This window comes from Marivivens aquimaris (assembly GCF_015220045.1).
Taxonomy (GTDB): domain Bacteria; phylum Pseudomonadota; class Alphaproteobacteria; order Rhodobacterales; family Rhodobacteraceae; genus Marivivens; species Marivivens aquimaris.
The window spans coordinates 1610035-1636519 of the sequence record NZ_JADBGB010000001.1 but is presented as its reverse complement, the minus strand read 5'-3'; the positions used below and the strand labels follow the sequence as shown (position 1 = coordinate 1636519).

Here is a 26485-nt window from a genome sequence, read left to right as displayed (position 1 = left end):
TTTTATGTACAATCTTAAATAATTAGAGCGTATTCTTCAGAAAGCGGAAGGCTCCGCGCACGTTTGCCGGTCAGAGCGAAAAGAGCGTTGGCCAGCGCGGCGGCAGCAGGGGGCGTGCCGGGCTCTCCTACACCGCTGACGCGGCCCGCATTTTCCAGAATACGCACCTCGAAGGCGGGGGTGTTGTACATCCGCACCGCGTCATAGTCGGGGAAGTTATACTGCTGCGCCTCACCGTCCTCGAACGTAATCCGCCCGTGCAGCGCCGCCGAGAGGCCATAGATACAGCCGCCGGTCATCTGCGCTTCGATATTGCGCGGGTCGAGCGCGATACCCGGATCGCAGGCAATCCAGACCTTGTTCATCTTGATGCCGGAGCCCGTCTCCGCAATCTCCATCACCTGCGCGACGGGGGTGCCGAAGGAATAGGTAAACGCCACACCGCGCGCGGTGCCTGCGGGCAGGGCGCTGCCCCAGTTGGACATCTCCGCGACGGCCTCGATCACTTTGGCCGAGGGTTCATGCTCGGGCCGGACCATGTCCAGACGGAACTGGAGCGGATCTGCGCCAGCCGCAACCGCCATCTCGTCGATGAAACAGTCAGTGAAGAACCCGTTGTAGCTCGCGCCGACCGACCGCCAGAAGCCCATCGGAACGCCGATATCCGCGATATGCGCCGTGGTCCGGTAGTTGGGGATCGCGAATGGCTGGTCGTGCATCCCCGCCGTGATCTCCGCATCCGGTCCGCTCATGTTCATGCCCATCATGCGGCCAATCGCCTGGTGGGTTGCCGAAGGCGAGGACACCTTGGCGTCCAGCAGCACAGGCTTCCCGCCATCCACAACGCCGCGCATCCGCGCCATCGCGGCGGGACGGTAGTAGTCGTGGCGCATGTCCTCTTCGCGTGACCATGTGACCTGAACCGGCACATCCGGCATTTCGTGTGCGACGCGGGCCGCGATAACGGCATAGTCGAACTCGCCGCGCCGCCCGAAACCGCCGCCCATGAGCGTCGTGTGAACGGTCACCGCGTCCGAATTCAGACCGACGGCCTCTGCACAGCCATCGCGGATCTTGACGGGGGCTTGGTTCGGGGCCCAGACCTCCAGCGCGTCGCCGGTGTAGAGCGCTGTGGCGTTCATCGGCTCCATCGTCGCATGGGCGAGGAACGGCACGGTGTATTCCGCCGTGACTTCGGTGCCTGCCACGTCCTGCGTGACATCGCCTTCGTCGCGGCCGGTGTTGTTCGGCTCGGTATCGAAACCCGAGATCAGCGCGGCGATGTGCTGTTCGGTGCTGCCGTCATAGCTCGCATCTGCCCAAGTGATCGACACGGCTTCAGCCGCCTGAATGGCGAGCCAAGTGTTCTGCGCAACGACAGCGATGCCATCGCCGAGGTCGATAATTTTCTCCACCCCGTCCATCAGAATCGCGTCCGAGGCATCGAACGTCACCATGCCCGCACGGCGCGGGCTCATGCGGACGGTGGCGAACTTCATCCCTGGCACGCGAACATCGATGCCGAAGGTCGCGGTGCCCGTGGATTTGCCGACCATATCAGTGCGCGGCTGGGACGTGCGCAAGACTTTCCAATCGGACGGATCGCGCAGCGCAACCTCGCGCGGCTCAAGTCCTGCAACCTCGCCAGCCAGATCGGAATAGGGAATGCGTGTGCCATCAGGCGCAACTACAGCGCCGTTATCCGTGCCGAGGCGATCCGCCGCCACGCTCAAACGCTTCGCCGCGGCCTCTTTCAGCATCTCGCGAGCCTGCGCACCGGCTTCGCGCATCTTCACATAGCCGTCCTTGGTCGAGGACGAGCCGCCCGTGATCTGCATGTTAAAGAACTTGGCAGCGTTGCCGACGAAATGTGCGGCGTCCTCCTGCCAGTCCTTGCGCTTGTATTCAAGGACAGGGAACGCAGCGCCCATGATGGCTTGGTTGAAATAAGCCTTGGCGGGCGGGCCATGGATGACGGTCACATCCTCGACGGCAACGTCCAGTTCCTCGGACACCAGCGCGGCGAGGGTCGTCGAAATGCCCTGACCCATTTCAGCGCGCGGAGCCACGACGGTCACGCCGTTGCCATCCACGATGACATAGGGGTTCAGCGCTACGCCCTCGGTGGGTTTCAGCGGATTCGGGGGCGTTTCGACCAGTTTGTAATAGCCGAAGGCCGCGCCGCCGGTGACGGCGACAGCGCCGAAAAGGAACGTGCGGCGGGCGATTTTACCGATGCGGGACATCTTATGCCTCCTTCATGCGCTGGGCGGCGTCATGGATCGCGGCGCGGATGCGCGGGTATGTTCCGCAGCGGCAGAGGTTGCCTTGCATCGCGTCGTCGATGTCCTGATCGCTGGGGGCGGGATTCTCGGCCAGCAGCGCGGCGGCCTGCATGATCTGGCCCGACTGGCAGTAGCCGCATTGGGCAACCTGATGGTCGATCCACGCTTGCTGGATGGTCGCGACATTGTCGGGAGTGCCCACGCCTTCGATCGTCGTAACCTCGCCCCAGACATCGGCCACGGCGACCTGACAGGACCGCACGGCCTCACCGTCGATCTGCACGGTGCACGCGCCGCAAGCGGCAACGCCGCAGCCGTATTTGGTGCCGGTCATGCTCAGCTCGTCGCGAAGCACCCACAAAAGAGGCACGTTGTCCGGCGTGTCGACACTGTGCGTCCGGCCGTTGATCTTCAGCGAATGGGCCATCTGTCCCTCCGTTATCCGTTTCTGACAAAATGGTCGTGAAATGTCAGGGTGTCAATTGACAAAATAAACGTGAAATGTCAGGTGGTCAGTATGGACACGATATCGCTCAAATCAGATCCGCGCGTGCAGGCGATCATGGACGCCGCCATCGTCGCGTTCAGCCAGTACGGTTATCGGCGGACCTCGATGGAGGATATCGCCAAGGGCGCGGGCATGTCGCGGGCGGCGCTGTACCTGCATTACCGCAATAAAGAAGACATTTTCCGCTCTCTGACCGTGCTCTACCTCGCGCAGGGGGCGGAGGCGCTGGAGCGTGAACTGACCCCCGCACGCGATCCGTCCGAGGCGATCCTCGCGGTGTTCGAAGCTGCGGGCGGGCCTGCGATTGAACTGATGCTGTCCACGACTCACGGGCAGGAGCTGCTGGAGGCGAAAAGCTCCGTCGCGGCGACAGAGATCGCGGAGTGGGCGGCGCTCCTGCGCACCAAGGTCGCGGCGTGGCTCACGAAAGAGGCGGGCGCGAACCGCATCAGCCTGCGCGAGACGGACAACAGCGCCGAGGATATGGCGCTGCTGATCCAGCGTTTGTGGTTCGGGATCAAGGAGCAGGTCGATAGCTTTGACGCCTACAAAGCCTCGATCCGTCAGGTTGCGGGCCTCATCGGGCGCGGCCTGAAGGTTTAAGTGACCGCGGCGCGGGTCTGGTACTTCGCGTCTTTCCACAGTTCGTTATTCATCACGTCCGCGATGATCTCGACCGCTTTGTCGATGTCGTCCTCGTTCAGATACAGCGGTGTGATGCCGAAGCGCATGATGTCGGGCGCGCGGAAGTCGCCGATGACGCCGCGATCAATGACGGCCTGCATCGCGGCGTAACCATCTGGGAACGCGAACGACACCTGCGAGCCGCGCGCCTTTGGATCGCGCGGGCTGACGAGGGTGAGGGCGGGGCAGGCGGCCTCGACACCTTTGATGAAACGCTCGGACAGTTCGATGGACCGCGCACGCAGATCGGCCATATCCACCTGATCCCAGACATCCAGCGCTGCACCCAGCGCGGCGAGCGCCAGCACGGGCGGGGTGCCGCAACGCATCCGGTCGATGCCATCACCGGCGCGGTAGTCCAGATCAAAGGCGAACGGCGCTTCGTGGCCCAGCCAACCCGACAGCGCGGGGCGGCACTGATCGGCTAGATCAGGGCGGACATAGATGAACGCAGGCGCGCCCGGACCGCCGTTGATGAATTTGTAGGTGCAGCCCACGGCGAAATCGACGCCGGTGCCGCCAAGGTCGACCTCGATCGCGCCGGCGGAGTGAGCGAGATCCCAGATCACCAGAGCGCCTGCTTCATGGGCGCGTTCGATGATCGCTGCCATGTCGTGCTTGCGGCCCGTGCGGTAGTCGACCTCGGTGATCATGACGACGGCGACGGTCTCGTCGATATTGGCCAGCACGTCCTCCGGCGCGACGGTTTTGAGCTCGTGACCCTTGTCCAGCGTCCGCACGATGCCCTGCGCCATATAGAGGTCGGACGGGAAGTTGCCCGTGTCCGACAGGATCACGCGGCGGTCAGGTCGTAGCTCCAATGCAGAGGCCAGCGCCTGATGGACTTTGATCGAGAGCGTGTCGCCCATCACGATGGACCCTTTCGGGGCGCCAACCAACTTTCCAATGCGGTCGCCGATCAGACGCGGCTCTCCCATCCAGCCCGCGCGATTCCACGCCGTGATGAGCATTTCGCCCCATTCATCCTGCATTCTGGCTGCAACTTTGGTCTTGGCCGCAGTCGGGAGCGGCCCGAGCGAGTTTCCGTCCAGATAGATTACCCCGTCGGGCAGGTCGAAGGCTTTGCGGGTTGCTGCAAAATCGGTCATCGGGCGGCTACTTTCGTCATAAGGGTATTTGGCCGCACCCTCATACGTCTTTGATCCCGTGACAAGGCACACGTCGCGTTGCACTGTGCACGTATGAAGTGGATCGACATACCTCCGGTCTGGTGGGCCGCGTTCGTTGCCTTGTCTTGGTGGATCGGTCGCGCAGAGCTTTTCGGGCTGTCTTTCGGCGGTGACTGGATCGGCCTTCTGGCAGGCATTTTCATCGGCGGCGGCCTTATTCTTATTGCTCTTGCAGCATTAGAGATGCGCAAGCAGCGCACCACCATCATTCCGCATATGGAGGCCGACCGGCTCGTCCAGTCGGGTATCTTCAGGCGTACGCGCAACCCGATCTACCTTGGTGACGCGCTGATGCTGCTGGGGTTCATCCTAAGGTTCGACGCGCCCTTGGCGCTGCCGCTTCTGCCGGTGTTCGTGTGGATCATCGAACGCCGCTTCATCATTCCTGAAGAGGACAGGCTGCGCCGGAAGTTCCGCATGGACTTCGCGCGGTACTGCGAAAAGACCCGCCGCTGGGTGTGAGCGCAAACATGTGACACATTTTGCGGCATACTAAAGAATACAGGTAAGCACGTTCTTGTGAAATATAATTACCTTCGCTAATTCGTCTGTGATGCAAATATTTTAAGGGGGACTGTCGTGAAAATCGGCGCACCTAAGGAGATACTCGAGGGCGAGAACCGGGTCGCAATGACTCCGGCCTCGGCCAAGGATCTGCAGAAACTAGGCTACGATTGCCTAATCCAGTCCGGAGCCGGTGAGAACGCGGGTTTTTCCGACGATCTGTATCGCGAAGCCGGTGTTGAAGTTGTCGACGGTGCAAAGGCACTGTTCGATGCCGCCGACGTCGTGGCCAAGGTCCGTATTCCGACCAACGAAGAAATCGGTATGCTCCGCAAGGATCAGCTGCTGATCACCTTCTTCAACCCCGGTGCCAACGAAGAGGGCCTCAAGCTCGCTTCGGAAAAAGGTGCCAGCGTTATCGCCATGGAAATGGTGCCGCGTATTTCGCGCGCGCAGAAAATGGACGCGCTGTCGTCGATGGCCAATATCGCGGGTTACCGCGCTGTCATCGAAGCCGGTAACAACTTTGGCCGCTTCTTCACCGGTCAGGTCACTGCCGCCGGTAAGGTTCCGCCCGCTAAGGTTCTGGTTGTAGGCGCCGGTGTTGCCGGTCTGGCCGCGATCGGTACGTCGACCTCGCTCGGCGCGATCACCTACGCATTCGACGTACGTCCCGAAGTGGCCGAGCAGGTTGAATCGATGGGCGCAGAGTTCGTCTACCTCGACTTCGAGGAAGAACAGCAGGACGGCGCAGCGACGGGTGGTTACGCTTCGGTCCAGTCCGAAGAGTTCCGCAACGCCCAGCTCAAGAAGTTCCGCGAGCTGGCACCGGAAGTCGACATCGTCATCACCACCGCGCTGATCCCGAACCGCGAAGCTCCCGAGCTTTGGACCAAGGACATGGTCGAAGCCATGAAGCCGGGTTCGGTCATCGTCGACCTCGCCGCCGAAAAGGGTGGTAACTGCAAGATGACCGTCGCCGACGAGAAGTTCGTCACCGAGAACGGCGTCACCATCATCGGCTACACCGACTTCCCGTCGCGTATGGCTGCGCAGGCGTCGACCCTTTACGCGACCAACATCCGCCACATGATGTCCGACCTCACCCCCGAAAAGGACGGTGTGGTTAACCACAACATGGAAGACGACGTGATCCGTTCGTCGACCGTGACCCATGACGGCGCGATCACCTTCCCGCCGCCGCCGCTGAAGGTTCAGGCGATTGCTGCCAAGTCGCAAGAAAAGCCGAAAGAACTGACGCCGGAAGAAAAGAAGGCCAAGGAAGCCGCCGTTTTCAAAGCCCAGACCAAGAGCCAGGTCACTCTGCTCGCCGTCGGCGGTGCGCTGATGCTGCTGGCCGGTCTCTATGCGCCTGCGTCGTTCATGCAGCACTTCATCGTGTTCGTGCTGTCGGTGTTCATCGGCTTCCAGGTCATCTGGAACGTTGCGCACTCGCTGCACACCCCGCTGATGGCTGTGACCAACGCGATTTCGTCGATCATCATCCTTGGTGCTCTGATGCAGATCGGATCGAGTTCGTTCCTCGTCATCATCCTCGCTGCCCTGTCGGTCTTCATGGCCGGTATCAACATCTTCGGCGGCTTCCTCGTGACACGGCGCATGCTCGCCATGTTCCAGAAATCGTAAGGAGTAGGGGACAATGGAATTCGGTTTCACCATCGCGGCCTACGTCGTCGCCGCTGTTCTCTTCATCCTGTCGCTGGGCGGTCTGTCCGGTCAGGAAAGCGCCAAGCGCGCTGTCTGGTACGGCATTGTCGGTATGGCTCTGGCCATCGCCGCAACGCTCGTCGGTCCGGGTTCGGGCTTCTGGCTGCTGTCGCTGATCCTCATCGCTGCCGGCGGTGCGATCGGTTATCAGGTCGCCACCAAGGTCCAGATGACCGAGATGCCGCAGCTTGTTGCCGCCATGCACTCGCTCGTCGGTCTGGCCGCTGTATTCGTGGGCTATGTTGCGCACTTTGAACTGAGCCACGTCATCGAAGTGATGGCGGGCATGTCCTCGACCCTGTCGGAAGAGGGCAAGCAGTTGATGCTGCACGAAATGGACCTCGGTGCGTTCGCGGAGCTTCTCGCGCATAAGACTTCGGTCGAGCAGAACATCCTGCGCGTCGAGCTGTTTCTCGGTATCTTCATCGGTGCCGTGACCTTCACCGGTTCGGTCATCGCCTACGGCAAGCTGGCTGGCAAAGTCACCTCGAAGGCCGAAAAGCTGCCGGGTGGTCACATCCTGAACGCCGCTGCGGCTGCGCTCTCGGTGATCTGCCTGATCTGGTACTTCAACACCGGCGGCTTCTTCCCGCTGTTCCTGATGACGCTCGCTGCGCTGTTCATCGGCTACCACCTGATCATGGGCATCGGCGGCGCCGACATGCCGGTCGTGGTTTCGATGCTCAACTCGTATTCGGGCTGGGCGGCTGCGGCTATCGGCTTCAGCCTCGGCAACGACCTTCTGATCGTTGTTGGTGCTCTGGTGGGCTCGTCCGGTGCAATCCTGTCGTACATCATGTGTAAGGCGATGAACCGCTCGTTCGTTTCGGTGATCCTCGGCGGCTTCGGTGGCTCCACCGGTCCGGCTATGGAAGTCGAAGGCGAGCAGATCGCAATCGACGCCGACGGCGTGGCCCAGTCGCTCGAAGATGCCGACAGCGTCGTCATCGTTCCGGGTTACGGTATGGCCGTTGCGCAAGCACAGCAGAACGTCGCCGAACTGACCCGTCGCCTCCGTGCGAAGGGCAAGGAAGTCCGCTTTGCAATCCACCCCGTTGCCGGTCGTCTGCCGGGCCACATGAACGTGCTTCTCGCCGAAGCCAAAGTGCCCTACGACATCGTGCTGGAAATGGACGAGATCAACGACGACTTCCCCGAGACCGACGTTGTGATCGTCATCGGCTCGAACGACATCGTGAATCCGGCGGCTCAGGAAGATCCGAACTCGCCGATCGCCGGTATGCCGGTTCTGGAAGTCTGGAAAGCGAAACAGGTGTTCGTCTCCAAGCGTGGTCAGGGTACCGGTTACTCGGGCATCGAGAACCCGCTGTTCTACAAGGAAAACACCCGCATGTTCTACGGCGACGCGAAGAAGTCGCTGGACGAACTGCTTACCAAAATCCAGTAAGGCAAGCGCAATCAAGACAGGAAAGCCCCGCTCTGGCGGGGCTTTTTCTTTGCGCGGGGGAAATTAAGGAGCCTTTACCATATGGGCGGAACAATCACTTCGGACTGTTGGTATTCATATTTATGAATTAGTGATTCCGTTCTGCTTGAGCGGTCAGTCCGAAACATTTGTTCTTTGCACGGCACTTGCGTGCCCGAAAGGATAGCCCTAGGTGGTCCTCCGAATTTTCGGAGAATACCCATGTACGAAACTCTGCCTTTCGAAAACTATACTCCCGCCGAACTGTCGGTTTGGCTTGGTCTGATTGTCGGTGTTCTGTTTGGTGCGCTGGCGCTGGTCAGCGGATTCTGTCTGCGTCGCGCAATTGCTGGCGACAAAGGCGAGCGTGCGTCCGCTGGCGCGGCTTGGGCGCTGGCCCTCGCGGTGGCTGTGATCGGTACGCAGTATGTTGTGTCCCTCGGTGTGCTGGACCTTGGCGGACACCGCTTCATGACCGGCGATCTGCCCATTGTTGCCATTGTGGGCGGCGGTCTGCTGTTCGGTATCGGCATGGTGCTGGCCCGTGGCTGTGCGGCCCGCCTGACCGTTTTGGCGGCATCGGGTAACCTGCGCGCCGCGACTGTTGTTCTGGTGTTTGCCGTCGTGGCGCACGCGACGCTGAAGGGCCTGCTGTCCTCGTGGCGCGTTGCTGCCGGTTCGGTGACGGTGCCTTACGGCGGCACCCTCCCACTGCCGGGGTGGGTATGGGGCGTTGCCTTCGCCGCGCTGGCTATCGCGCTGATCGTGAAATCGCGTGCAAGCTGGACCACCCTTGTGCCTGCCGCGCTGCTCGGTCTGCTGGTACCTGCTGCTTGGGCCGGTACGGGTTATGTGCTGAACGATCCGTTCGACCCGATCACCATCGAGAGCCTCGCCTTCACCTCCACCTGGACCGAGAGCCTGTTCTACGTCATCGCATCGACCGCCGTTGCGCCGACCTTCGGCACTGCGCTGATTGCCGGTACTCTGGTCGGTTCGCTGGTGATCTCGCTACTGACGGGCCGCTTCCAGTGGCAGAGCTTCGAGAGCGCGGGCCAGACCGGTCGTTACCTCGTCGGTGCTGCGCTGATGGGCTTCGGCGGTGTTCTGGCGGGCGGTTGCACCATCGGTGCGGGTCTGGCCGGTGTTCCGCTCCTGTCAGTCGCTGCGGTCCTCGCGCTGATCTCCATGATCGCAGGCGCACGCATCACCGCGGTCCTGCTTGAGCGCCGCGCGTCGGTGTCCCCCGCGCTGGTACCCGCCGAATAAGACCGCATTTCGGGAAATTCGATAAACGTGCTATGATCCTCCCCGCGATAGGGGAGGATTTTTTCATGAAGCGTAGACGTTTTGTGATGGGCGCCGCTGCCTCTGTTCTCGCTGGCTCCGCGCGCTCAGAAGTGGTTCTGAGGGATGACGGGCTGCACGATCAGCCGTTCTTCCTCGATAGTTTCCTTGAGCTCGAATACGACCTTGCCGATGCGCAGGCTGCTGGGAAGGGGCTGATCATCCTCGTGGAGCAGCGCGGCTGTCCGTACTGCAAGGAGCTGCACGAGGTGAACTTCGAGCGGCCCGAGATCACCGACTACCTCACCGCCAATTTCGATGTCTTGCAGCTCGACCTCTGGGGCTCGCGCGGGATGGTCGGGTTTGACGGCGTCGAGCGCGAGGAGAAGAGCCAGATCGCCTCATGGGGCGTGTCGTTCACCCCGACGCAGATGTTCTACACGCTAGAGGACGGGGCCCCGAAAGAGGTGTTCCGAATGCCCGGCTACTTCAAACCGTTCCACCATATGTCCGCGCTGGAATACGTGGCGACCGGGGCCTATGCCGACCAGCCGTTCCAGCGGTTCTTGCAGGACAAGTTCGCGGCCTTGGCAGAGCAGGGCATCGACCCCGAGGTCTGGTGATCAGTATTTGCGCTTGAACCGGCGTTTGGGCTGCGGCTTCGGCGCGGCCACTTCGACCTCGCGCCATTCACCAGGGGCGAGGCCCGCAACGCTCCATTCCCCGATCTGCCAACGCACGAGCCGCAGGGTCGGCAGACCCACGGCGGCGGTCATGCGGCGGACCTGACGGTTGCGCCCTTCGGTGATCGTCATCTCGATCCAGCGGTCGGGGATCGACTTGCGGAAACGGACGGGCGGGTTGCGCTCCCACAGGTCGGGCGGGTCGATCAGGCGCACCTTGGCGGGGCGGCAGGGACCGTCGTTCAGCATCACGCCATCGCGCAGCGGCTGAAGGTCGGCGTCGCTCGGATCGCCCTCGACCTGCACCAGATAGGTTTTCGGCTCTTTGTACTTCGGGTTGCTGATCGCCGCCTGAAGCGGCCCGTGGTCGGTCAGTAGCAAAAGCCCCTCGGAATCACGGTCGAGTCGCCCGGCCGGATAGACCGCCGGAATCGTCAGATGGTCGCTTAGCGTCGCGCGAGGTGTCGGATTCTTCGTATCCGTAAACTGCGAGAGCACATCGAAGGGTTTGTTGAACAGGATCAGTCTGGCCATACCATTCCTCTACACGGTGCCGCGGCCCTTTGGCGAGGGGATCTTTTGATCAAAACCGACGTGAAAATGACGGTTTTGATCATAAAAACCAGTGCGTTGGCGCCGACCTAAAAGTTTTTTCGAGGCGCACAAAAATTTTTGTTGAAAACGCACTAGGTTTAGATCAAACGCCCGCTCCAAGACGCCAACGCACGCGCCTCTGGCCGGTAAAGCAGTTACGCTGAACGTGTTACAGCAGCGACGGTAACGTCTCCATTGGAAGTGAGCGGTCATATATGGCCGGGTCTATAGGAGATGACCATGACTTTTGCTGTAGCAGGGGCGCAATCCGCCTCTCAGCACCCCATGTCCGCACGTCTGGACGCCTACGTCGCCAATAACGAATTCGACCGTCCGACCCTGATCGTCGACGTCGATCGCGTTGAAGAGCAGTTCAATGCTCTCAAAGCAGGTCTGGGCCGCGCTGACATCCACTACGCTGTCAAAGCCAACCCCGCTCTGGAAATCATCAGCCGTCTTGTGTCGCTCGGCTCGCACTTCGATGCGGCATCGCGCGGCGAGATCGAGATCTGCCTGTCGCAGGGAGCTCGTCCCGAGACTGTCTCGTTCGGCAACACCATCAAGCGTCCGGCAGACATCGCGTGGGCTTACAACGCTGGCATCCGCCTGTTCGCAGCCGACGCCGACGAAGAGCTGGAAAAGATCGCAGAGCACGCACCGGGCGCTGATGTTTACATCCGCCTGATCGTCGAGGTGAGCCAGGCCGACTGGCCGCTGACCCGCAAGTTCGGCTGCGACAAGGACACCGCAATCCGCCTGCTGGACGTTGCCAAGTCGCTCGGCCTGAACCCTGTCGGTTTCTCGTTCCACGTCGGATCGCAGACCCGCAAGGCAGAGATGTGGGAGCCGTCGCTCGACGCGCTCGCAGAGATCTGGCACGCAGGCAAAGCGGCTGGTCACGACCTGACACTTCTGAACATCGGTGGTGGTTTCCCCGCGTTCTACGGTGAGGCCATTCAGGCGCCGACCGACTACGCCGCTGCTGTCATGGAGATGATCAACGCCAAGTTCGGCGACGTTGCCACCATCATGGCAGAGCCGGGCCGCGGCATGGTTGCCGAAGCTGGCGTCATCGCTTGCGAAGTGCTGCTCGTGTCCCGCAAGTCGGACCGCGACGTGCACCGCTGGGTCTACCTGTCGATCGGCCGTTTTTCGGGTCTGGCAGAGACCGAAGGCGAGGCGATCCGCTACCAGTTCGAAACCCCGCGCGACAACGACGCGATGGGTCCGTGCATTATGGCTGGCCCGTCCTGCGACTCCGCAGACGTTCTGTATGAAAAGCGCCCGATGCCGCTGCCGCTGACCCTCAAGGCTGGCGACCGCGTTCTCATCCGCAACACGGGTGCCTACACCTCGACCTATTCGTCGGTCTGCTTCAATGGCTTCCCGCCGCTGGACGTGGTTTGCATCTGACCACCTGACATCAAAAGCGGCACACGGTATACCATCGTGTGCCGCTAAATATATAAAAACACTGCAAAAATCGTTTTGCGTGAGCGGCAAGCGCCGCTAGTGTCCATCGTTATAGACTGAGCGCTGATGACGATGACACCGATCCAAGACCACGACCTCCGCTATCCTTTGTCGAACGAGCTTCACGCCCGTCCGTTTCCTGTCATGTCCGCACCGGGCCGTGCGGCCTACCTCGCGATCAAGCCCGCGAACGGCAACAAAAGCCGCGACAGGGATGCCGAGCGTGCGCACCTCATTGCGCTCCTCGACCGTTTCGGCGCATCGCACCCGCAGCCGGGCGCGACCCATTACTTCGGCCAGATCGGAAAGCACTGGCTGAAGTGGGAAAGCCACACCGAATTCGTGACCTACACCATCATCGGTGAGGGCGTGGCCGAACGTCCGTTCGACGCGGGCACCTTTGGTCTGTTTCCCGACGACTGGCTGGCAAATGCGCCGGGGGTGCGGATCACGTCGGCCCTCATCCGGATCGAGGGGATGCCCTCCGAAGAGGACATGGTGCAGCGCATCGACGACTGGTTCGTGGGCGAAAGCCTCGCAGTGAGCTGGTGCCTCGACCGTCATCTGGTGATCGCGGGCGACTACCGGATCGACAGTGCGGGACATATGCGCTTCGCCGTTTTTGCCGCCCCGCACTGCGGCAAGCGCCGTATCGGACGCGTTGTGCAGCGGCTGTGCGAGATCGAAACCTATAAGACGATGGCGATGCTCGGCTTCGCGGAGGCGCGCGAGGTGTCACCCAAACTGGGCGACACCGAAACGCGGCTGCTGGACCTTGTGACGGGTATGACGTCGGACCAGATCGAACCGTCGGAGACGCTCCACGCACTGCTCGGCGTCTCGGCAGAGCTGGAGAAGATGGTCGCCCAGACCTCGTTCCGTTTTGGCGCAACGGCGGCGTACGAGAACATCGTCAACGACCGGATCGAGGTCCTGCGCGAAGAACGTTTTGGCGGGCGCCAGATGTTCAGCGAATTCATGAAACGCCGTTTCGATCCCGCGATGCGCACCGTCAAATCGACCGAAGCGCGGATGCGCGACGTGTCGACCCGCGCGATGCGCGCCGCCGATCTCTTGCGTACCCGTGTGGACGTGGACCGTTCGGCCCAGAACCAGGCGCTGCTGACCAGCATGGACCGCCGTTCGGACCTGCAACTGCGGCTACAGCACACGGTCGAAGGGTTGTCTGTCGTGGCGATCAGCTACTACGCGCTGAACCTCGTGCTCTACATGCTCGCCCCCGCAGAGAAGCTGCTGCACATCGAGAAATACTGGCTCTACGCGACTGTCACGCCGATTGTGGTGGTCGCGGTGTGGTTCATGCTGGCGCGCATCCAGAAGTCGATGGCCCACTAAGTAATTGTGCTTGCGGGCTTTCACGGCGCGGGGCAGCCTGCCCGTGGAGGCCCCGCCATGATTTTCCCGATTCACGCCAATTCCCCGATTGAACACGATGCACCGCTGCCTGATGCGGCGGACTGCGTTGTCATTGGCGGGGGCGTCGTTGGCGTCATGACTGCATGGGAACTGGCGCGAAAGAACCTGCGCGTGGTGCTCTTGGAGAAGGGCCGCGTCGCAGGGGAGCAATCCTCGCGCAACTGGGGCTGGATCAGGGCGCAGGGGCGCGATCCGGCGGAGCTGCCGATCGTCCTTGAGGCGCAGCGGATGTGGCGCGAGATGGCCGAGGAGGCAGGCGAGGATATCGGCCTGCGTCAAGGCGGCACCGCCTACATGGCCCGCACCGAATACGAGATGCAGGCCTTTGAGGAATGGATCGGCTACGCCCGCGATGTGGGGCTGGAAACACGCATGGTCACACTGGGCGAGGTCGGCGGGTTGATCCCGTCGAAACGCTGGATCGGCGCGATGTACACGCCGTCGGACATGAAGGCCGAACCGTGGAAAGCCGTCCCCGCGATGGCCCGCGCTGCTGTCAGGGCAGGGGTCACGATCATCGAAAACTGCGCTGTGCGCGGACTGGATATGGCGACGGGCAAGGTTGCTGGCGTCGCGACCGAGAAAGGCCGCATCAAAGCGGACGCCGTGGTGCTGGCAGGCGGGGCGTGGTCCTCGCTGTTCCTGCGCAAGCACGGTGTCTCGGTCCCGCAGTTGTCCGTTCGCGCCACAGTCTCCGCAACCAAGCCTCTACCCGAGGTTTTCGCGGGCGGAGCGGTGGACGACGAATTCGCGTTCCGCCACCGTGCCGATGGGGGCTATTCGCTGGCCGCGTCGGACAACCACACGTTCTTCATCGGGCCGGATGCGTTTCGCGCTTTGCCGAAGTACCTCAAGCAACTCGCCGCCGACCCCAAAGGCAACAGCTACCGCCCCAACGCGCCGAAAGGCTTCCCCGATGCGTGGACGACAAAGCGCAAGTGGGCCGATGACGAGGTCACACCATTCGAGCGGATGCGCATCCTGTACCCCGCGCCGGATATGGACCGTGTGGAGCTGACCCGCGCGCGTTTCGAGCGCGCGTTCCCGCAGCTTGGCAAGGTCGAGATCGCGACCGCTTGGGCGGGGATGATCGACACGATGCCGGACGTTGTGCCGATCATTGACCACGTTCCGATGCTCCCCGGCCTGACGCTGGCGACGGGGATGAGCGGTCATGGTTTCGGAATCGGACCTGGCGTCGGGCGGGTCACGGCGCGGCTTGTGGCGGGCGAAGACCCGCAGTACGACCTGACACGCTTCCGTTTTGGCCGGTTCAGCGACGGATCGCCCATCGAACTGGGCCCGAGCCTCTGATCTCGCTTGCGGCTAGGGCAGCCATGCTTCACCCTAGAGGCAAATTTTAAGAAATGGAGGGCACCTTGCCCGTCAAAAACCGCCTTGCCGAACTGCATTCCGAAATCACCGAATGGCGACGTGATTTCCACGAAAACCCCGAAATCCTGTTCGAGACGCACCGCACCTCGGCGCGCGTGGCCGAACTGCTGACCGAATTCGGCTGTGACGAAGTCACCACCGGCATCGGGCGCACGGGCGTGGTCGGCGTCATCAAAGGCAAGACCGACACGCGCGGCGCTGTCATTGGCCTTCGCGCCGATATGGACGCGCTACCGATCCTTGAAGCCACCAACCTGCCGTATGCCTCGAAAACCGACGGCGCGATGCACGCATGTGGCCACGACGGTCACACCGCGATGCTGCTAGGCGCTGCGAAGTACCTGACCGAGACCCGCAATTTTGACGGCACGGTCGTGGTGATCTTCCAGCCCGCCGAAGAGGGCGGCGGCGGCGGCCGCGAGATGTGCGAAGACGGCATGATGGATCGTTGGGGCGTTCAGGAAGTCTACGGGATGCACAACTGGCCTGGAATGCCGCTGGGCAAATTCGCAATCCGCCCGGGATCGTTCTTTGCCGCGACCGACCAGTTCGAGATCTTCGTTAAAGGCAAAGGTGGCCACGCTGCCAAGCCGCACGAAGGCATCGACCCCGTTGTGACCGCTTCGCAGATCGTCTCGTCGCTGCAATCGATCGCGTCCCGCAACGTCGATCCGGTGGAGCAGGTTGTTGTCTCGGTGACGTCGGTCGAAAGCAGCTCGAAAGCGTTCAACGTCATCCCGCAGCAGGTCCACCTCAAGGGCACCGTTCGTACGCTGACCGCCGAGAACCGCGATCTGGCGCAGGCCCGTCTGACCAAGCTGGCGCAGTCGGTGGCCGAAGGTTTCGGCGCAGAGGCCGAGGTCAAATACTATCGCGGTTATCCGGTCATGGTGAACCACGAAGAGCAGACCGAGTTCGCGGCCGAGGTCGCCAAGGGTATCTCTGGCCAGTGCGACGAGGCTCCGCTCATCATGGGTGGCGAGGATTTCGCTTACATGCTTGAGGAACGTCCGGGGGCCTATATCCTTGTCGGTAACGGCGACACCGCGCCGGTCCATCACCCCGAATACAACTTCAACGACGACGCCATTCCCGCAGGCACCAGCTGGTGGGCTGAGATCGTCGAGCGGCGGATGCCGGCAGCCTGACGGGGGAGCCATGCGGATCAAGGTCATCGGTGCGGGCTCCATCGGGCGCCGCCACCACGACAACCTTATATCGCTGGGCATAGACAGCACACTGGTGCCGTGGCGCGAATACAGCCCTGCGGTCATGGATGACGCGGACGCGGCGGTGATTGCCACCGCGACCGACGTGCGTGTCGGCCCGATCGGTGATGCGGCAGAGCGTAATCTGCCGATGTATATCGAAAAGCCGGTGGCCTTCCGTCCCGAAGACCTCGTGCGGATCGAGCATATGACCCGCGACGTGGCCGAAAAGTCCGTCGTCGGCCTGATGATGCGCTATCACCCCGCGTTCCGTCTGCTCGCCGATCAGGACGTCAGCGACGCCGTGCGTTTCTCGCTCGACATCGGGCATGACGTGACGCAGTGGCGTCAGAACTGGCTGTTTTCCGAAAGCTACGCAGCAAAGCCCAACGGCGGCGGCGTCCTGCTCGATCTCTGCCACGAGATCGACATGGGCACTGTGCTGTTCCCCGGACTGGCGCTTGAAGGCGTCTATAGCCTCGGCCATGACAGCTATCCCGAGGTCGATATGTCCTCGCGCCTGACGCTGGTGTCGCCCAAGGGTGCAGCGGGGAGCGTGGGAATGGATTATCTGACGCCGAAGTTGCACCGCCGGACGGTCGTCTACGGCTTTGAGCGGATGTATGACTTCGACTTTGCCGCGCAACACTATGTCATCACTGACGAAAATGGCCCGCGCACTGTTGGCCGCGAGATGGAGCGCAACGAGATGTTCGTCGGTATCACCGGCGACTGGCTGCGCATCCTTCGTGGCGAAGAACCCGAAAACAGGCTCGTTCCCCGACTTGACCGCGTGAGCGAAAGCACGGCACTGACGGCCACAGCATGGGCTGCGCGGCAGTTCTACGGGACGATTGAAAAGGAAATTCCATGATCCTCGGTCATATCGGCGTGCGGGCAGGCTCCAAGGGCGTGCCGCGCAAAAATTTCAAACCGATTTGCGGCAAACCTCTGATCGACTGGTCGCTGGAGCAACTGCTGGAACACGCGCAGGTGGATGCCGTTGTCGTTTCGACCGACGACGAAGAAATCTACGAACACGCGGTTGCTAAGGGCACGCTTGCGATTGGCCTGCGCCCCGACCACCTCGCCACCGACGGCGCGGGCAAGTGGGGCGTCTGGCAGCACGCGCTGGAAGCGTCCGAGGCGCTGGTCGGCAAGGTCGACGCGTTCCTCGACCTTGATGCCACCTCGCCGCTGCGTCTGCCGTCGGACATCACCGACGCGCTCGCGCTCTATGACGCGGAAAAGCCGGACATGGTGATGTCCTGCTGCGAGGCGCGCAAGAACCCCTATTTCAACCTCGTGGAGCCCGACGAGACCGGCGCGCTGCACGTGTCGAAACCGCTCCCCGGCGGGGTGGTGGCACGTCAGGCGGCCCCGACCGTCTATGAACACGCGGCGAGCACTTATGTCGTGAAACCCGACTATCTGAAGACCGCAAAGTCGCTCTACGAGGGCCGTGTCATCCCCTACATCATGCCGACCGAGCGCTGCGTCGACATCGACAGCCCGTTCGATTTCAAGCTCGTCGAATTCCTGCTGACTGAACAACTGAAAGAGGCCGCGAATGGCTGATCAACTCAAAGGCCGCACCGTATTCATCACCGGCTCTGGCGGCGTGCTCGGCTCGACCTATGTGCGCCGGATGCTGGACGAGGGCGCGCGCGTCATCGCCTCCGACCTCAAAGGCCACCGCGCCGATGCGCTGATCGAAAAGCACGGCGCGAACGAGAACTTCCGTTTCTATGACCTCGACGTCGGCGACGAAGACAGCTGCACCGAGATTTTCCAGCGCATCCTCAAGGATGGCTGGGAGCCGAACGTGGTCCTCAACAACGCCGCCATCACCGGCGAGCTGCTGATGGGTGCGGGCAAGCCGTTCCCCGATTTCGCCGACACCAGCGTCGAGGATTTCGAGCGCACGCTGCGCACCAACCTTACCGGCGCTTTCATGATCGCCCGCCAGATGGACCGCGATATCGTCGGCAAATGGCCCTGCACGCTGGTCAACGTCGCGTCGATGTACGCGCTGAACGGCGCGCACCACCCGATCTATGACGGGATGCCGTTCAAGAATTTCTCGGCCTACGGCGTGACCAAGGCGGGCATCCACGGCCTGACCGTCTGGCTCGCGGGCTACTGGGCGCCGCGCAAGGCGACCGTCAACACCATCGCGCCGGGGGCCGTGTTCAACAACCACTCCGAAGAATTCCAGAAGCGTGTGGGCGAGTTGATCATGGCGGGCCGCATGTGCGAACCGGACGAAATCGCGGACGTAATGCTGTTCCTCGCCAGCCCGCAGTCGGGCTACATGACGGGCCAGCTTGTGAACGTCGACGGCGGCTTCAGCGCGTGGTGAACTCTTTCACCGCTTGAAGCGTTTTCTCTACAGCGCCCGTATGGGCTGCGAAAAATGCGTTGATAGTATCGGGGCTGGCCTTTGGGCCGGCCTCGATTGCGTTGACAAGCTCGGCTTCGGTCTGGACGTGGGTGCAAACGCCCGCCGCGATGGCTTCGACCGCTGGGTATTCGATGGTCCAGATTTCGGGGCCAACGATGACCGGCTTTTTCAGCGCGAGCGGTTCGATCACGTTATGCGCGCCGTGGGGCGTGAAGCCGCCGCCGACAATCGCTTGGTCCGACATGGCGAGGTAGAAGTACATCTCGCCGAGGCTGTCGCCAAGCAGGACATCGATATCCGGCGCCTGTCCCGAATACATCAAATCAGCATCGAAAGTCGTTGATCTCTCGGCCACTTTCAGACCCGCCGCGCGGAGCATCTCGCCCACTTCAGCGAACCGTTCGGGCTTGCGCGGGACATAGACGAAGAGCGGCGCGTCCGGCCCACGGGTCGCTTTGATCGCGGCGATGTAGGTTTCGTCCTCGCTCTCGACGGCGGAGGCGATGGTAATCACGCGGCGGTTTGGGGCGAGCCATTTACGAGCGGTTTCGCCGCGCTCCACCAGATGCGGCGGGATCGGCTGTTCAAACCGCGTTTCGCCCGTCACTGCGATGTGCTCGACCCCGATGGAGGAGAAGCGTTCGCGTTGCAGGTCGGATTTCACGAGCGCGCCCGCAAAGCCGCGCATCAGGTCGGCGCGGGCCTTGGTTTTGGTGGTGTCGCGCAGATAGCTTTTCGACGGGTACTGGGAATTGCACATGAAGAGCGGCACGCCCTTGCGGCGGCACTCCATAATCATCACGGGCCAGATTTCGATCTCCATCACCAGCCCGTATTTCGGGGTGAAGGCTTTGAAGAAACGGCGGAAGGTCCAGCGGAATTCGAACGGCACCCAGACGGGGCGGAGGTTGCCTGCGTTGATGTCGGCGGCGAAGACGCGCTCCGCCTCGCGGCGACCGGCGGGGGTGAAATGGGTGGTGACGACCTTTTCGCCACGATCCAGCAGTTCGCGGATCAGCGGCACGGCTGAGCGAAGTTCGCCCAGCGACACAGCATGGACCCATACGGCATTCGGCATCGGGGCGTAGCTGCCGAAGCGTTCACCGAGGTGCTGACCGTAGAGTGCATCCTTGCGCGCGCGGCGCCAGAGGTAGAGCATGATCACCGGAAAGCCGACGATCCAGATCAGGCGGTAAAGCAGCATCCAGCGGCGCAGGCGGAAAGTCGGAAAATCAGCCATCGATCAGCTCCAACAAGCGGTCGGCGAGGGCGGCCTTGCGGTCGAATTCTGCGCTGCGTGTAGCCTCGGCCTTGGCGCGGGTTTTGGCGGTGTCGGCGAGGGCCGCCACGATCTCCTGCGGGGTGGTGGCCAGTGTCGCGCCGCCGTCCGAAAGGTCCGCATAGTCGCGGGCAAAGTTGGCCGTGCGCGGGCCGTGAATGACCGCGGAGCCGAGCGCGATAGCCTCCCACGGGTTGTGGCCTTCGATGTCCGAGAATGTGCCGCCGATCAGCGCGGCGTCGGCGAGGCGATACCACAGGCCAAGCTGCCCGAAGTTGTCTGCGACGACAACGTCGACGGGGTCTTCGGGCAAACCGCCCGACCAACGCGCGGCGGTCAGACCCTCGGCGCGGCAGGTCTGAAGGATATCATCGGCGCGGTTTAGAAGGCGCGGGGCGATGACCAAAGTGTGCTGGCCCTTCAACTGTTTCTGTGCGGCGATCGCCAGTGCCTCGTCAGCAGGATGAGACGGTGCATTGACCCAGTAGGGGCCGCGGTGGGCGAGCCGTTCTCGCTCCTCTGGCCAATCGGCGAGCGGCGGGGCGACGGGCTTGAGCGATCCGGAGACGGTCACCTCGGTCGCGCCAAGCTGGCGCAGGTTCTCGGCGGTGTCCTCTTCCTGCGCGTCGATCAACGACATGCAGTCCAGCGCGGCTTTGTAGAGCTTGTGCGCCCGCTGCCGCTTTGCCAGCGCCGCTCCGTTCAGGCGGGCGTTGACCATCGCTTGCGGAATGCCGCGCGCGGCGGCGTCCCAGACGATACCGGGCCAGAGGTCCTGCTCTGCCCAGATGCCGAGGTTCGGCTGCCAGTAATCCAGAAACGCGGCGGAGGCTTTGGGCGTGTCGAGCGGCAGGAACTGGTGGATCGTGCCTTCAATCGGGTTGTTCGCGAAAGCAGTCGCGGAGGACGCCGCCGAGGACGTGATGAGCACGTTCAGATCGGGCCGCGACGCGCGCATCAGTGACACCAGACCGCGCAGGGCCAGAACCTCACCCACGCCGACGCCGTGCATCCAGACCAGCGGCCCGTTAGGGCGGCCCGTAGACGGCTGGCCGAGCTTTTCGCGCCAGCGGTCAGGGTCCTCTTTGCCCTTCGCCAGACGCGACCGCAGGATGCGCGGCGCGAAGGGCTCGATCAGGCGCGTGGAGGTGCGGTAGAAACGCATCGCACGCGGCATGGTGCGGTGGGGGTCAGCCACGGTCCGCAAATGCCTTTTGCATGTCGAGCGCCCAGAAATCGGGATCGTTCAGGATCTCGACAAATCGGTCCGCCGCGCGGCCTTCGCCGAACGCATCGTGACGCGGGAAACGCTTGCCCCAGACATCCGACAAGAAGCCGCCGATCGTTTCGGTGTCGTAGGCGGACACATGCGTGATGCTGTCCGCGACCGAGCGGTTGGTCTGGCGCGTGCCCACATCGAGCGACGGGGTGCCGAGGAACGGCGCCTCGCGGACGCCCGCGCTGGAGTTGCCGATCATCGCGGATGCGTTCTTCATCAGTTCCGAGAAATGCGCGAACCGCATGGACGGCAGCACGTGGAAACGGTCGCGGGGCAGGGTGTCGATCACCGCGCGGATGTCGTCCGAGCCGGGATCGTTGTTCGGCGCGATCAGCACGAAGTTCCGGCCCGAGGCGGTCAGCGCGTCGTAGAGCGACTTTGCCTGCGCGCCCATCGTGTCGGCCTCCGACGTGACGGGATGGAAAACCACGATGCCGAAGTCATCGAACGGGATGCCGTAGCGGGTTTTGACGTCGTCCATCGACACGCCCGACGGCTTCGAATGGAAATCCAGCTCGGGCGAGCCGATGACGTGGATCGCCTGCTCCGGCTCACCTAGCGCCATGACGCGGCGGCCTGCGTCTTCGGACGACACGAAGTGATAGGTGGAGAGCTTGGAGTTACAGTGGCGGAAAATCTCGTCGATGGTGCCCGACACTTCGCCGCCCTCGATATGAGCGGAGCGGTAGTAGTTCGTGGCGCAGACGAGGGCGCAGGCCAGCGCCTCGACGCGGTCCCCGTGGATGACTACCAGATCGGGTTGGAATTCGAGGCAGTAATCCGAGAACCCGATGACCGTCTTGGCAAGGATCATGTCCTGCGGATCGCCCTCGCGCTGGTTCAGGAATTCGTGGACAGCGACGCCCGGAACGCGGTGGACCTCAATCTTGGTCAGACCGTACTGGCGCAGCATGTGCATACCGGTGACAAAGAACGACACGTCGAAACCGGCATCGCGGGCAGCGATTGCGAGCGGTTCGAGTTTACCGAAATCGGCGCGGGTGCCGGTTACAAACAGGATCTTACGGGTCATGGCGCCTCGGTCATCAGTTGCTTGGAACATAGGAAAATCGGGCAGCAACAGCAATCACTTGCGGTAGACAATCCGCCCCCTCGTGCCTAAGTTCGCCGCAAACCGGACGGAGGCGTTATGGAACGCGTAGTGATGTGCATGAAATGGGGTACGCTTTACGGCCCCGACTACGTGAACGTGCTGTACCGCGCGGCCAAGGCCAATATCACCGGCCCGTTCCGCTTTGTCTGTCTGACCGACAACACCGACGGCTTCCTGCCCGAAATCGAAGCCTTTCCGATCCCCGATTTGGGCCTCACCGATTTCGATTGGAAAAAGGGCGGCTGGCCGAAGATTTCAGTGTTCCAGCGCGACCTTTATGGTCTGACGGGGCGCTGCCTGTTCGTTGACCTCGACACGGTGATCTGCGGATCGCTGGACGAGATGTTCGACTACCCTGCGGACTTCGTCGGCATCGACACCGGCCCGACGTGGGGCAAGCCGACCTCGGACGGAAAGCCGCTGCTGGGCACGGGTATCTTTGTCTTCAACCTCGGCCAATACCCCGAGATCGTGGACGAATTCGTGGCCGACCCGCAGGCGGTCGTGAGCAAATACCGGATCGAGCAGATTTACGTTCAGGACCGTATCAAGGGCATCGCATACTGGCCCGCCGACTGGGTGCGCAGCTTCAAATACCATCAGCGCCAGCCCGCGCTGGTCGGCCTCGTCGTGCCGCCCAAAGCGCCGACCCCAAAGAACAAGATCATCGCGTTCCATGGCGATCCGCGCCCGATCGAACTGGTCAACGGCGGTCTGTGGGGGATCGCGCCGCACCTTGGCTATGGCCGCGTGAAGTGGGCCTATGACTACTGGACCGGCCACGGCGGAAAGCCTCAATGAGCAAGCTGAGCGCATGGCCTCGCCGCTATCTCTGGCAAGCGCCGCGCGGCTGGGTTCTGAAACTGACCCGCAATTCCGACGCGCGGATGCGCGAAGTGGTGCGCGGCAAATCCGTTTGCATCGTCGGGAACGCGAAGTCTCTGCTGACCACCGATTACGGCGCAGAGATTGACGCACATGACGTCATCATTCGCCTAAACAAAGGCTTCGTCACCACGCCCGCCGCACAGGGCACGCGCACTGATATGGTCGGCCTGACGCCCGAACTGACCGAGGCGGAGACGGCCGAGAAATTCCAGCCGCGCTATTTCCTGATGCTGATCCCCAAAATGCGGCACTACCGTTTCTACGGTCGCGACAACGTGCGGAACACGCTGTTCTACCGCTTCCGCGATTGGCTGGACGACCGCAATCATATCGGCCGCCGTCCGTCCTCTGGCTTCATGGCGATCAGCTGGATGGTGCGTCTGGGCACGGCGAAGTCGATCACGCTCTACGGTTTCGACTTCGGCGCGACGCCGACCTACTACAATCCCGAAGGCTACAAGACCCCGCACAACTACGATCGCGAGCGCGAAATCGTTCTGGGCTGGGAGAAGGAAGGGCGGATCAGGATCGTCCGCTCCGCCTGATTACTTGTGGAACGTCAGCGGCACGTCGCCCTTGAGCAGGCCGAGCGTGGTGCGTGCGACTTCCTCCAGATTTTCCTGAGCGTCGTAGCTTTCGGTATTCTCCAGATATACCTGTTCGATGACGCCGTGGTGGCAGCGGGCAAGTAGCGCGCCGGCTTCCTTGCAAAGCTGGTCGTGATCGAACGTCGATGCGGCGACGGCTTCGAAATCCATGCCTTCCTCGAAACGGTTAATGCCGGGCAAGCGCTTGTACCACGCGTTGCCGAAGACCACGGCGGGGCGGCCCTTGCGGATGGCCTCCCAAGCGGCGGTGCCGGTCACGGTGGCGACGAACTGGGCACGGTCCGACAGTTCATGCGTCGACAGGTCGGAGGGAACGAACTTCACACCCTTGATCCGGTTCAGGCGATGCCAGAACAGCGGACCGCGGGCATAGGCACCCTGACGCGGGTTCTCTTTGACGAGGATTTCCCAGCCATCGGGCAGGTGGCGGGCAAGCGCTTCGATCATCAGCACCTGATCGCGCCACGGACCGCCGAGCGCCGAGGTCGACATCTCCGGCTGGTTATGGAGCGGGACGTAGATGAACTTGCCCGACAGGTCGATGTCCTGATTCTCGTACTGCGCGAGGTGCTCGAAATAGGCCAGTTCGCTTTCGTGGAAGAACTTCGCAAAGGGATCGCGCCAGTCGGGCAGAGCGCCGTAGATGGCCTTCATCCGCTTGAGCGTTCGCACAATGTAGGCAGGGTTCAGCAGCTTCGCGGGGTCTTTACGCAGCATGTAGGTGATGAAGTTTCCGACGGCCTTGCGGTTCAGCTTGCCGCGCGTGGATTCCTTCTGCCAGCGGTCGTCCATGTAAAACAGATGCGGCTTGGAGCCCTTTTCGATCTCCATCGGGGCTGCGTCCGAGCCTGCGGCCTCGAAATCGCCGAGGTCCTCGATCTTGTCGACCGAGAAGTATAGCGACGGGAAAATCGTCTGGCAGAGGACGATGGTCTTCAGCCCCATCGCCTTCGCAACTTGATAAAGCACGGTGTCATAACCGAGGTGCGGGACGTTGTAGAATAGTGCGTGTGTCGCGCCGCTGTCCGCGATCTGCTGGGCCACGGCTTCGGTCAGGATGTGGTAGTAATCCAGATAATCCTGAAGGTTATTCAGGTCGTGTGAGCGGTACTGGTAGGCGGGGCCGGTGCGGTGGAACTGGTCGACGGCGGTTTCCATCATGCGGCGGAATTCGTCGGAGCCGAGCAGTTCGAAGTTCGCGCCTTTGACGACGTGATCCTTCATCAGATGGCCCATCTTGCCGTCGCGGACTTCCATCCGTTGCAGACACGGCGCGTGGAAATCGGCATCGCGGTCGCCAAAGTGGAGGGCGATTTCCACCTCTCCGTTCGACATCTCGACCAGCCGGTCCATGAAGGCTTTACGGTGTTTGCCGCGGGCGTCGCAAAGAAGTCGGATGGTCATATGTCACACTGCCGATTGTACTCGGCAGTGTGGATAGCACAGGTCCATTGACGAATGGACCACTTAATCGAGAAATTCCCAACGAAGTTGCTGGTTGCGCGTCACGGCGCGGTTCAGCTTTCTGCCGACGACTTCGTCGAACTTGTAGCCAGGGATTTCGCCCGAACCCGGACGGCGGGCCCAGATGTCTTCTTCGCCGATGACGTGCCCTTCGGGAAGGTCCTTGTCGGCGACGACTGATGCGCGGGCGAAGGCGTAGACGGGCTCTTCGGCCTCGGTACGTTGCTTGGGATTGTTGGCCGCGACCCAGATTTCCTTGGAGCGGTCAACGATGTGGCGCAGTTCCGACGGGTCCATCGAGTTGATGATATCGGGGCCTTTGCGGTAGCGCGTGTCGGTGTAGTGACGTTCGAGGATACAGGCACCCAGCGCGACCGAGGCCAGCGCCATTTCCGGTCCGATCGAGTGATCCGAGAAACCGACGACCGCATTCGGGAACGCGTTCTTCAGGTCGGTCACACCGCGCAGCGACACGATCTCTGCGGGCGAGGGGTAGAGGTTGGTGCATTCGAGCAGCGCGTATTCGACGCCCTCGTCTTCGAGGATCTGGACCGACGCGCGGATGGTCTCGATGGTCTGCATACCGGTCGACATGATGACCGGCTTTCCCTTGCGGGCGATGTGACGGATGAGCGGCAGGTTGTCCGCTTCGCCCGAACCGATCTTGTAGGCGGGCACGTCCAGCGTTTCGAGGAAGTCACACGCCGCGCGGCTGAACGGGGTCGAAATCCAGATCATGCCGAGCTCTTCGGTGTAGCGCTTCAGTTCGGCCTCGTCTTCCTGCGACAGGGCGCAGGCTTCCATGACGTGCCAGATCGAGACGTCGGCGTTCGGCGGGAAGATCGACTTGGCCTCTTCGGTCATTTCGTCTTCGATGATGTGGGTCTGGTGCTTGATCATCTCGCAACCGGCTCCGGCAGCGAGGCGCACCATTTCCTTGGCCACGGACAGGTCGCCGCCGTGGTTGATGCCGATTTCGGCGATAACGAGCGGGGGATGATCGGGTCCGATCTTGCGGCCTGCGATTTCCATGAAATGCCTCCATTC

24 protein-coding genes are annotated in these 26485 nt (G+C 62.2%); 15 read left to right on the top strand and 9 right to left on the bottom strand.

The features are described 5' to 3' along the window. Nucleotides 1-14: 14 nt before the first annotated feature. Entirely contained in the window at nt 15-2246 is a 2232-nt protein-coding gene (locus IF204_RS08140) for a xanthine dehydrogenase family protein molybdopterin-binding subunit (RefSeq protein ID WP_194096058.1), read from the bottom strand. A 1-nt stretch (nt 2247) separates the two neighbouring features. Continuing rightward, a complete protein-coding gene (locus tag IF204_RS08135; protein WP_194096056.1) occupies nt 2248-2712 on the bottom strand; it encodes a (2Fe-2S)-binding protein in 465 nt (154 codons plus the stop codon). Nucleotides 2713-2802: 90 nt separating this feature from the next. On the opposite strand from IF204_RS08135, the gene IF204_RS08130 reads away from it, so the two are divergent. Continuing rightward, nucleotides 2803-3396 carry a TetR/AcrR family transcriptional regulator gene (locus tag IF204_RS08130; protein ID WP_194096054.1) on the top strand — a complete coding sequence of 198 codons (594 nt, stop codon included), beginning with the start codon at nt 2803-2805 and terminating at the stop codon, nt 3394-3396. Here the strand turns inward: IF204_RS08130 and kynU are convergent. Beyond that, nucleotides 3393-4586: a kynureninase gene (kynU, locus tag IF204_RS08125; protein WP_194096052.1), complete on the bottom strand. Its 1194-nt coding sequence runs from the start codon at nt 4584-4586 to the stop codon at nt 3393-3395. The genes IF204_RS08130 and kynU overlap by 4 nt on opposite strands. 93 nt (nt 4587-4679) lie before the next feature. Between kynU and IF204_RS08120 the strand changes: the two genes are divergently transcribed. The 5 genes from IF204_RS08120 to IF204_RS08100 all read left to right on the top strand — a co-directional run bounded on the left by IF204_RS08120 (nt 4680) and on the right by IF204_RS08100 (nt 10235). After that, nucleotides 4680-5129, top strand: coding sequence for a methyltransferase family protein (locus tag IF204_RS08120; protein ID WP_194096051.1), 450 nt, complete (start codon nt 4680-4682; stop codon nt 5127-5129). A 117-nt stretch (nt 5130-5246) separates the two neighbouring features. After that, complete coding sequence (locus IF204_RS08115) at nt 5247-6818, top strand: Re/Si-specific NAD(P)(+) transhydrogenase subunit alpha (RefSeq protein ID WP_194096049.1); 1572 nt, start codon at nt 5247-5249, stop codon at nt 6816-6818. Nucleotides 6819-6831: 13 nt separating this feature from the next. Next, nucleotides 6832-8307, top strand: a complete 1476-nt coding sequence (locus IF204_RS08110) for an NAD(P)(+) transhydrogenase (Re/Si-specific) subunit beta (protein ID WP_194096047.1) — start codon at nt 6832-6834, stop codon at nt 8305-8307. A gap of 240 nt (nt 8308-8547) precedes the next feature. Beyond that, nucleotides 8548-9594 (top strand): YeeE/YedE family protein, encoded by a 1047-nt coding sequence (locus IF204_RS08105; protein ID WP_194096045.1) that lies wholly within the window; start codon nt 8548-8550, stop codon nt 9592-9594. Nucleotides 9595-9659: 65 nt separating this feature from the next. Further along, nucleotides 9660-10235 (top strand): thioredoxin family protein, encoded by a 576-nt coding sequence (locus IF204_RS08100; RefSeq protein WP_194096043.1) that lies wholly within the window; start codon nt 9660-9662, stop codon nt 10233-10235. Here the strand turns inward: IF204_RS08100 and IF204_RS08095 are convergent, their stop codons facing one another. Then, nucleotides 10236-10829, bottom strand: coding sequence for a pseudouridine synthase (locus IF204_RS08095; protein ID WP_194096041.1), 594 nt, complete (start codon nt 10827-10829; stop codon nt 10236-10238). A gap of 294 nt (nt 10830-11123) precedes the next feature. Here IF204_RS08095 and IF204_RS08090 point away from each other — a divergent pair, with 294 nt between their 5' ends. The 7 genes from IF204_RS08090 to IF204_RS08060 all read left to right on the top strand — a co-directional run bounded on the left by IF204_RS08090 (nt 11124) and on the right by IF204_RS08060 (nt 18764). Next, nucleotides 11124-12302, top strand: a complete 1179-nt coding sequence (locus tag IF204_RS08090; RefSeq protein WP_194096039.1) for a type III PLP-dependent enzyme — start codon at nt 11124-11126, stop codon at nt 12300-12302. Nucleotides 12303-12434: 132 nt separating this feature from the next. Beyond that, complete coding sequence (locus IF204_RS08085; RefSeq protein WP_194098178.1) at nt 12435-13718, top strand: DUF3422 family protein; 1284 nt, start codon at nt 12435-12437, stop codon at nt 13716-13718. Nucleotides 13719-13775: 57 nt separating this feature from the next. Then, on the top strand, nt 13776-15113 hold the full coding sequence (locus IF204_RS08080) for an NAD(P)/FAD-dependent oxidoreductase (RefSeq protein ID WP_194096037.1): 1338 nt from the start codon (nt 13776-13778) through the stop codon (nt 15111-15113). Nucleotides 15114-15178: 65 nt separating this feature from the next. Beyond that, nucleotides 15179-16342, top strand: coding sequence for a M20 aminoacylase family protein (locus IF204_RS08075; protein WP_194096035.1), 1164 nt, complete (start codon nt 15179-15181; stop codon nt 16340-16342). Between the two features lie 10 nt (nt 16343-16352). Next, complete coding sequence (locus IF204_RS08070; protein WP_194096033.1) at nt 16353-17276, top strand: Gfo/Idh/MocA family protein; 924 nt, start codon at nt 16353-16355, stop codon at nt 17274-17276. Beyond that, nucleotides 17273-17980: an acylneuraminate cytidylyltransferase family protein gene (locus IF204_RS08065; protein ID WP_194096031.1), complete on the top strand. Its 708-nt coding sequence runs from the start codon at nt 17273-17275 to the stop codon at nt 17978-17980. Before IF204_RS08070 ends, IF204_RS08065 begins: the two co-directional genes overlap by 4 nt. After that, nucleotides 17973-18764, top strand: coding sequence for an SDR family NAD(P)-dependent oxidoreductase (locus IF204_RS08060; RefSeq protein ID WP_194096029.1), 792 nt, complete (start codon nt 17973-17975; stop codon nt 18762-18764). Before IF204_RS08065 ends, IF204_RS08060 begins: the two co-directional genes overlap by 8 nt. Here the strand turns inward: IF204_RS08060 and IF204_RS08055 are convergent. Genes IF204_RS08055 through neuC form a run of 3 tightly spaced genes read right to left on the bottom strand, consistent with a single transcriptional unit; the run spans nt 18751 to nt 22397 of the window. Continuing rightward, nucleotides 18751-20046 (bottom strand): 3-deoxy-D-manno-octulosonic acid transferase, encoded by a 1296-nt coding sequence (locus IF204_RS08055; RefSeq protein WP_194096028.1) that lies wholly within the window; start codon nt 20044-20046, stop codon nt 18751-18753. The genes IF204_RS08060 and IF204_RS08055 overlap by 14 nt on opposite strands. Continuing rightward, the gene (locus IF204_RS08050; RefSeq protein ID WP_194096026.1) at nt 20039-21283 is read right to left on the bottom strand and encodes a 3-deoxy-D-manno-octulosonic acid transferase; all 1245 of its coding nucleotides are present in this window, start codon (nt 21281-21283) and stop codon (nt 20039-20041) included. The genes IF204_RS08055 and IF204_RS08050 overlap by 8 nt, the downstream gene beginning before the upstream one ends. Beyond that, the gene (neuC, locus tag IF204_RS08045; RefSeq protein WP_194096024.1) at nt 21276-22397 is read right to left on the bottom strand and encodes a UDP-N-acetylglucosamine 2-epimerase; all 1122 of its coding nucleotides are present in this window, start codon (nt 22395-22397) and stop codon (nt 21276-21278) included. The genes IF204_RS08050 and neuC overlap by 8 nt, the downstream gene beginning before the upstream one ends. Nucleotides 22398-22514: 117 nt before the next feature. Between neuC and IF204_RS08040 the strand changes: the two genes are divergently transcribed. Next, a complete protein-coding gene (locus tag IF204_RS08040; protein ID WP_194096022.1) occupies nt 22515-23279 on the top strand; it encodes a glycosyltransferase family protein in 765 nt (254 codons plus the stop codon). Beyond that, nucleotides 23276-23911 (top strand): glycosyltransferase family 29 protein, encoded by a 636-nt coding sequence (locus tag IF204_RS08035; protein WP_194096020.1) that lies wholly within the window; start codon nt 23276-23278, stop codon nt 23909-23911. The genes IF204_RS08040 and IF204_RS08035 overlap by 4 nt, the downstream gene beginning before the upstream one ends. Here the strand turns inward: IF204_RS08035 and IF204_RS08030 are convergent, their stop codons facing one another. Both IF204_RS08030 and IF204_RS08025 read right to left on the bottom strand, forming a co-directional pair. Then, nucleotides 23912-25378, bottom strand: coding sequence for a capsular polysaccharide export protein, LipB/KpsS family (locus IF204_RS08030; RefSeq protein WP_194096018.1), 1467 nt, complete (start codon nt 25376-25378; stop codon nt 23912-23914). Between the two features lie 63 nt (nt 25379-25441). After that, nucleotides 25442-26470, bottom strand: a complete 1029-nt coding sequence (locus IF204_RS08025) for an N-acetylneuraminate synthase family protein (protein WP_194096016.1) — start codon at nt 26468-26470, stop codon at nt 25442-25444. Between the last annotated feature and the right edge of the window lie 15 nt (nt 26471-26485).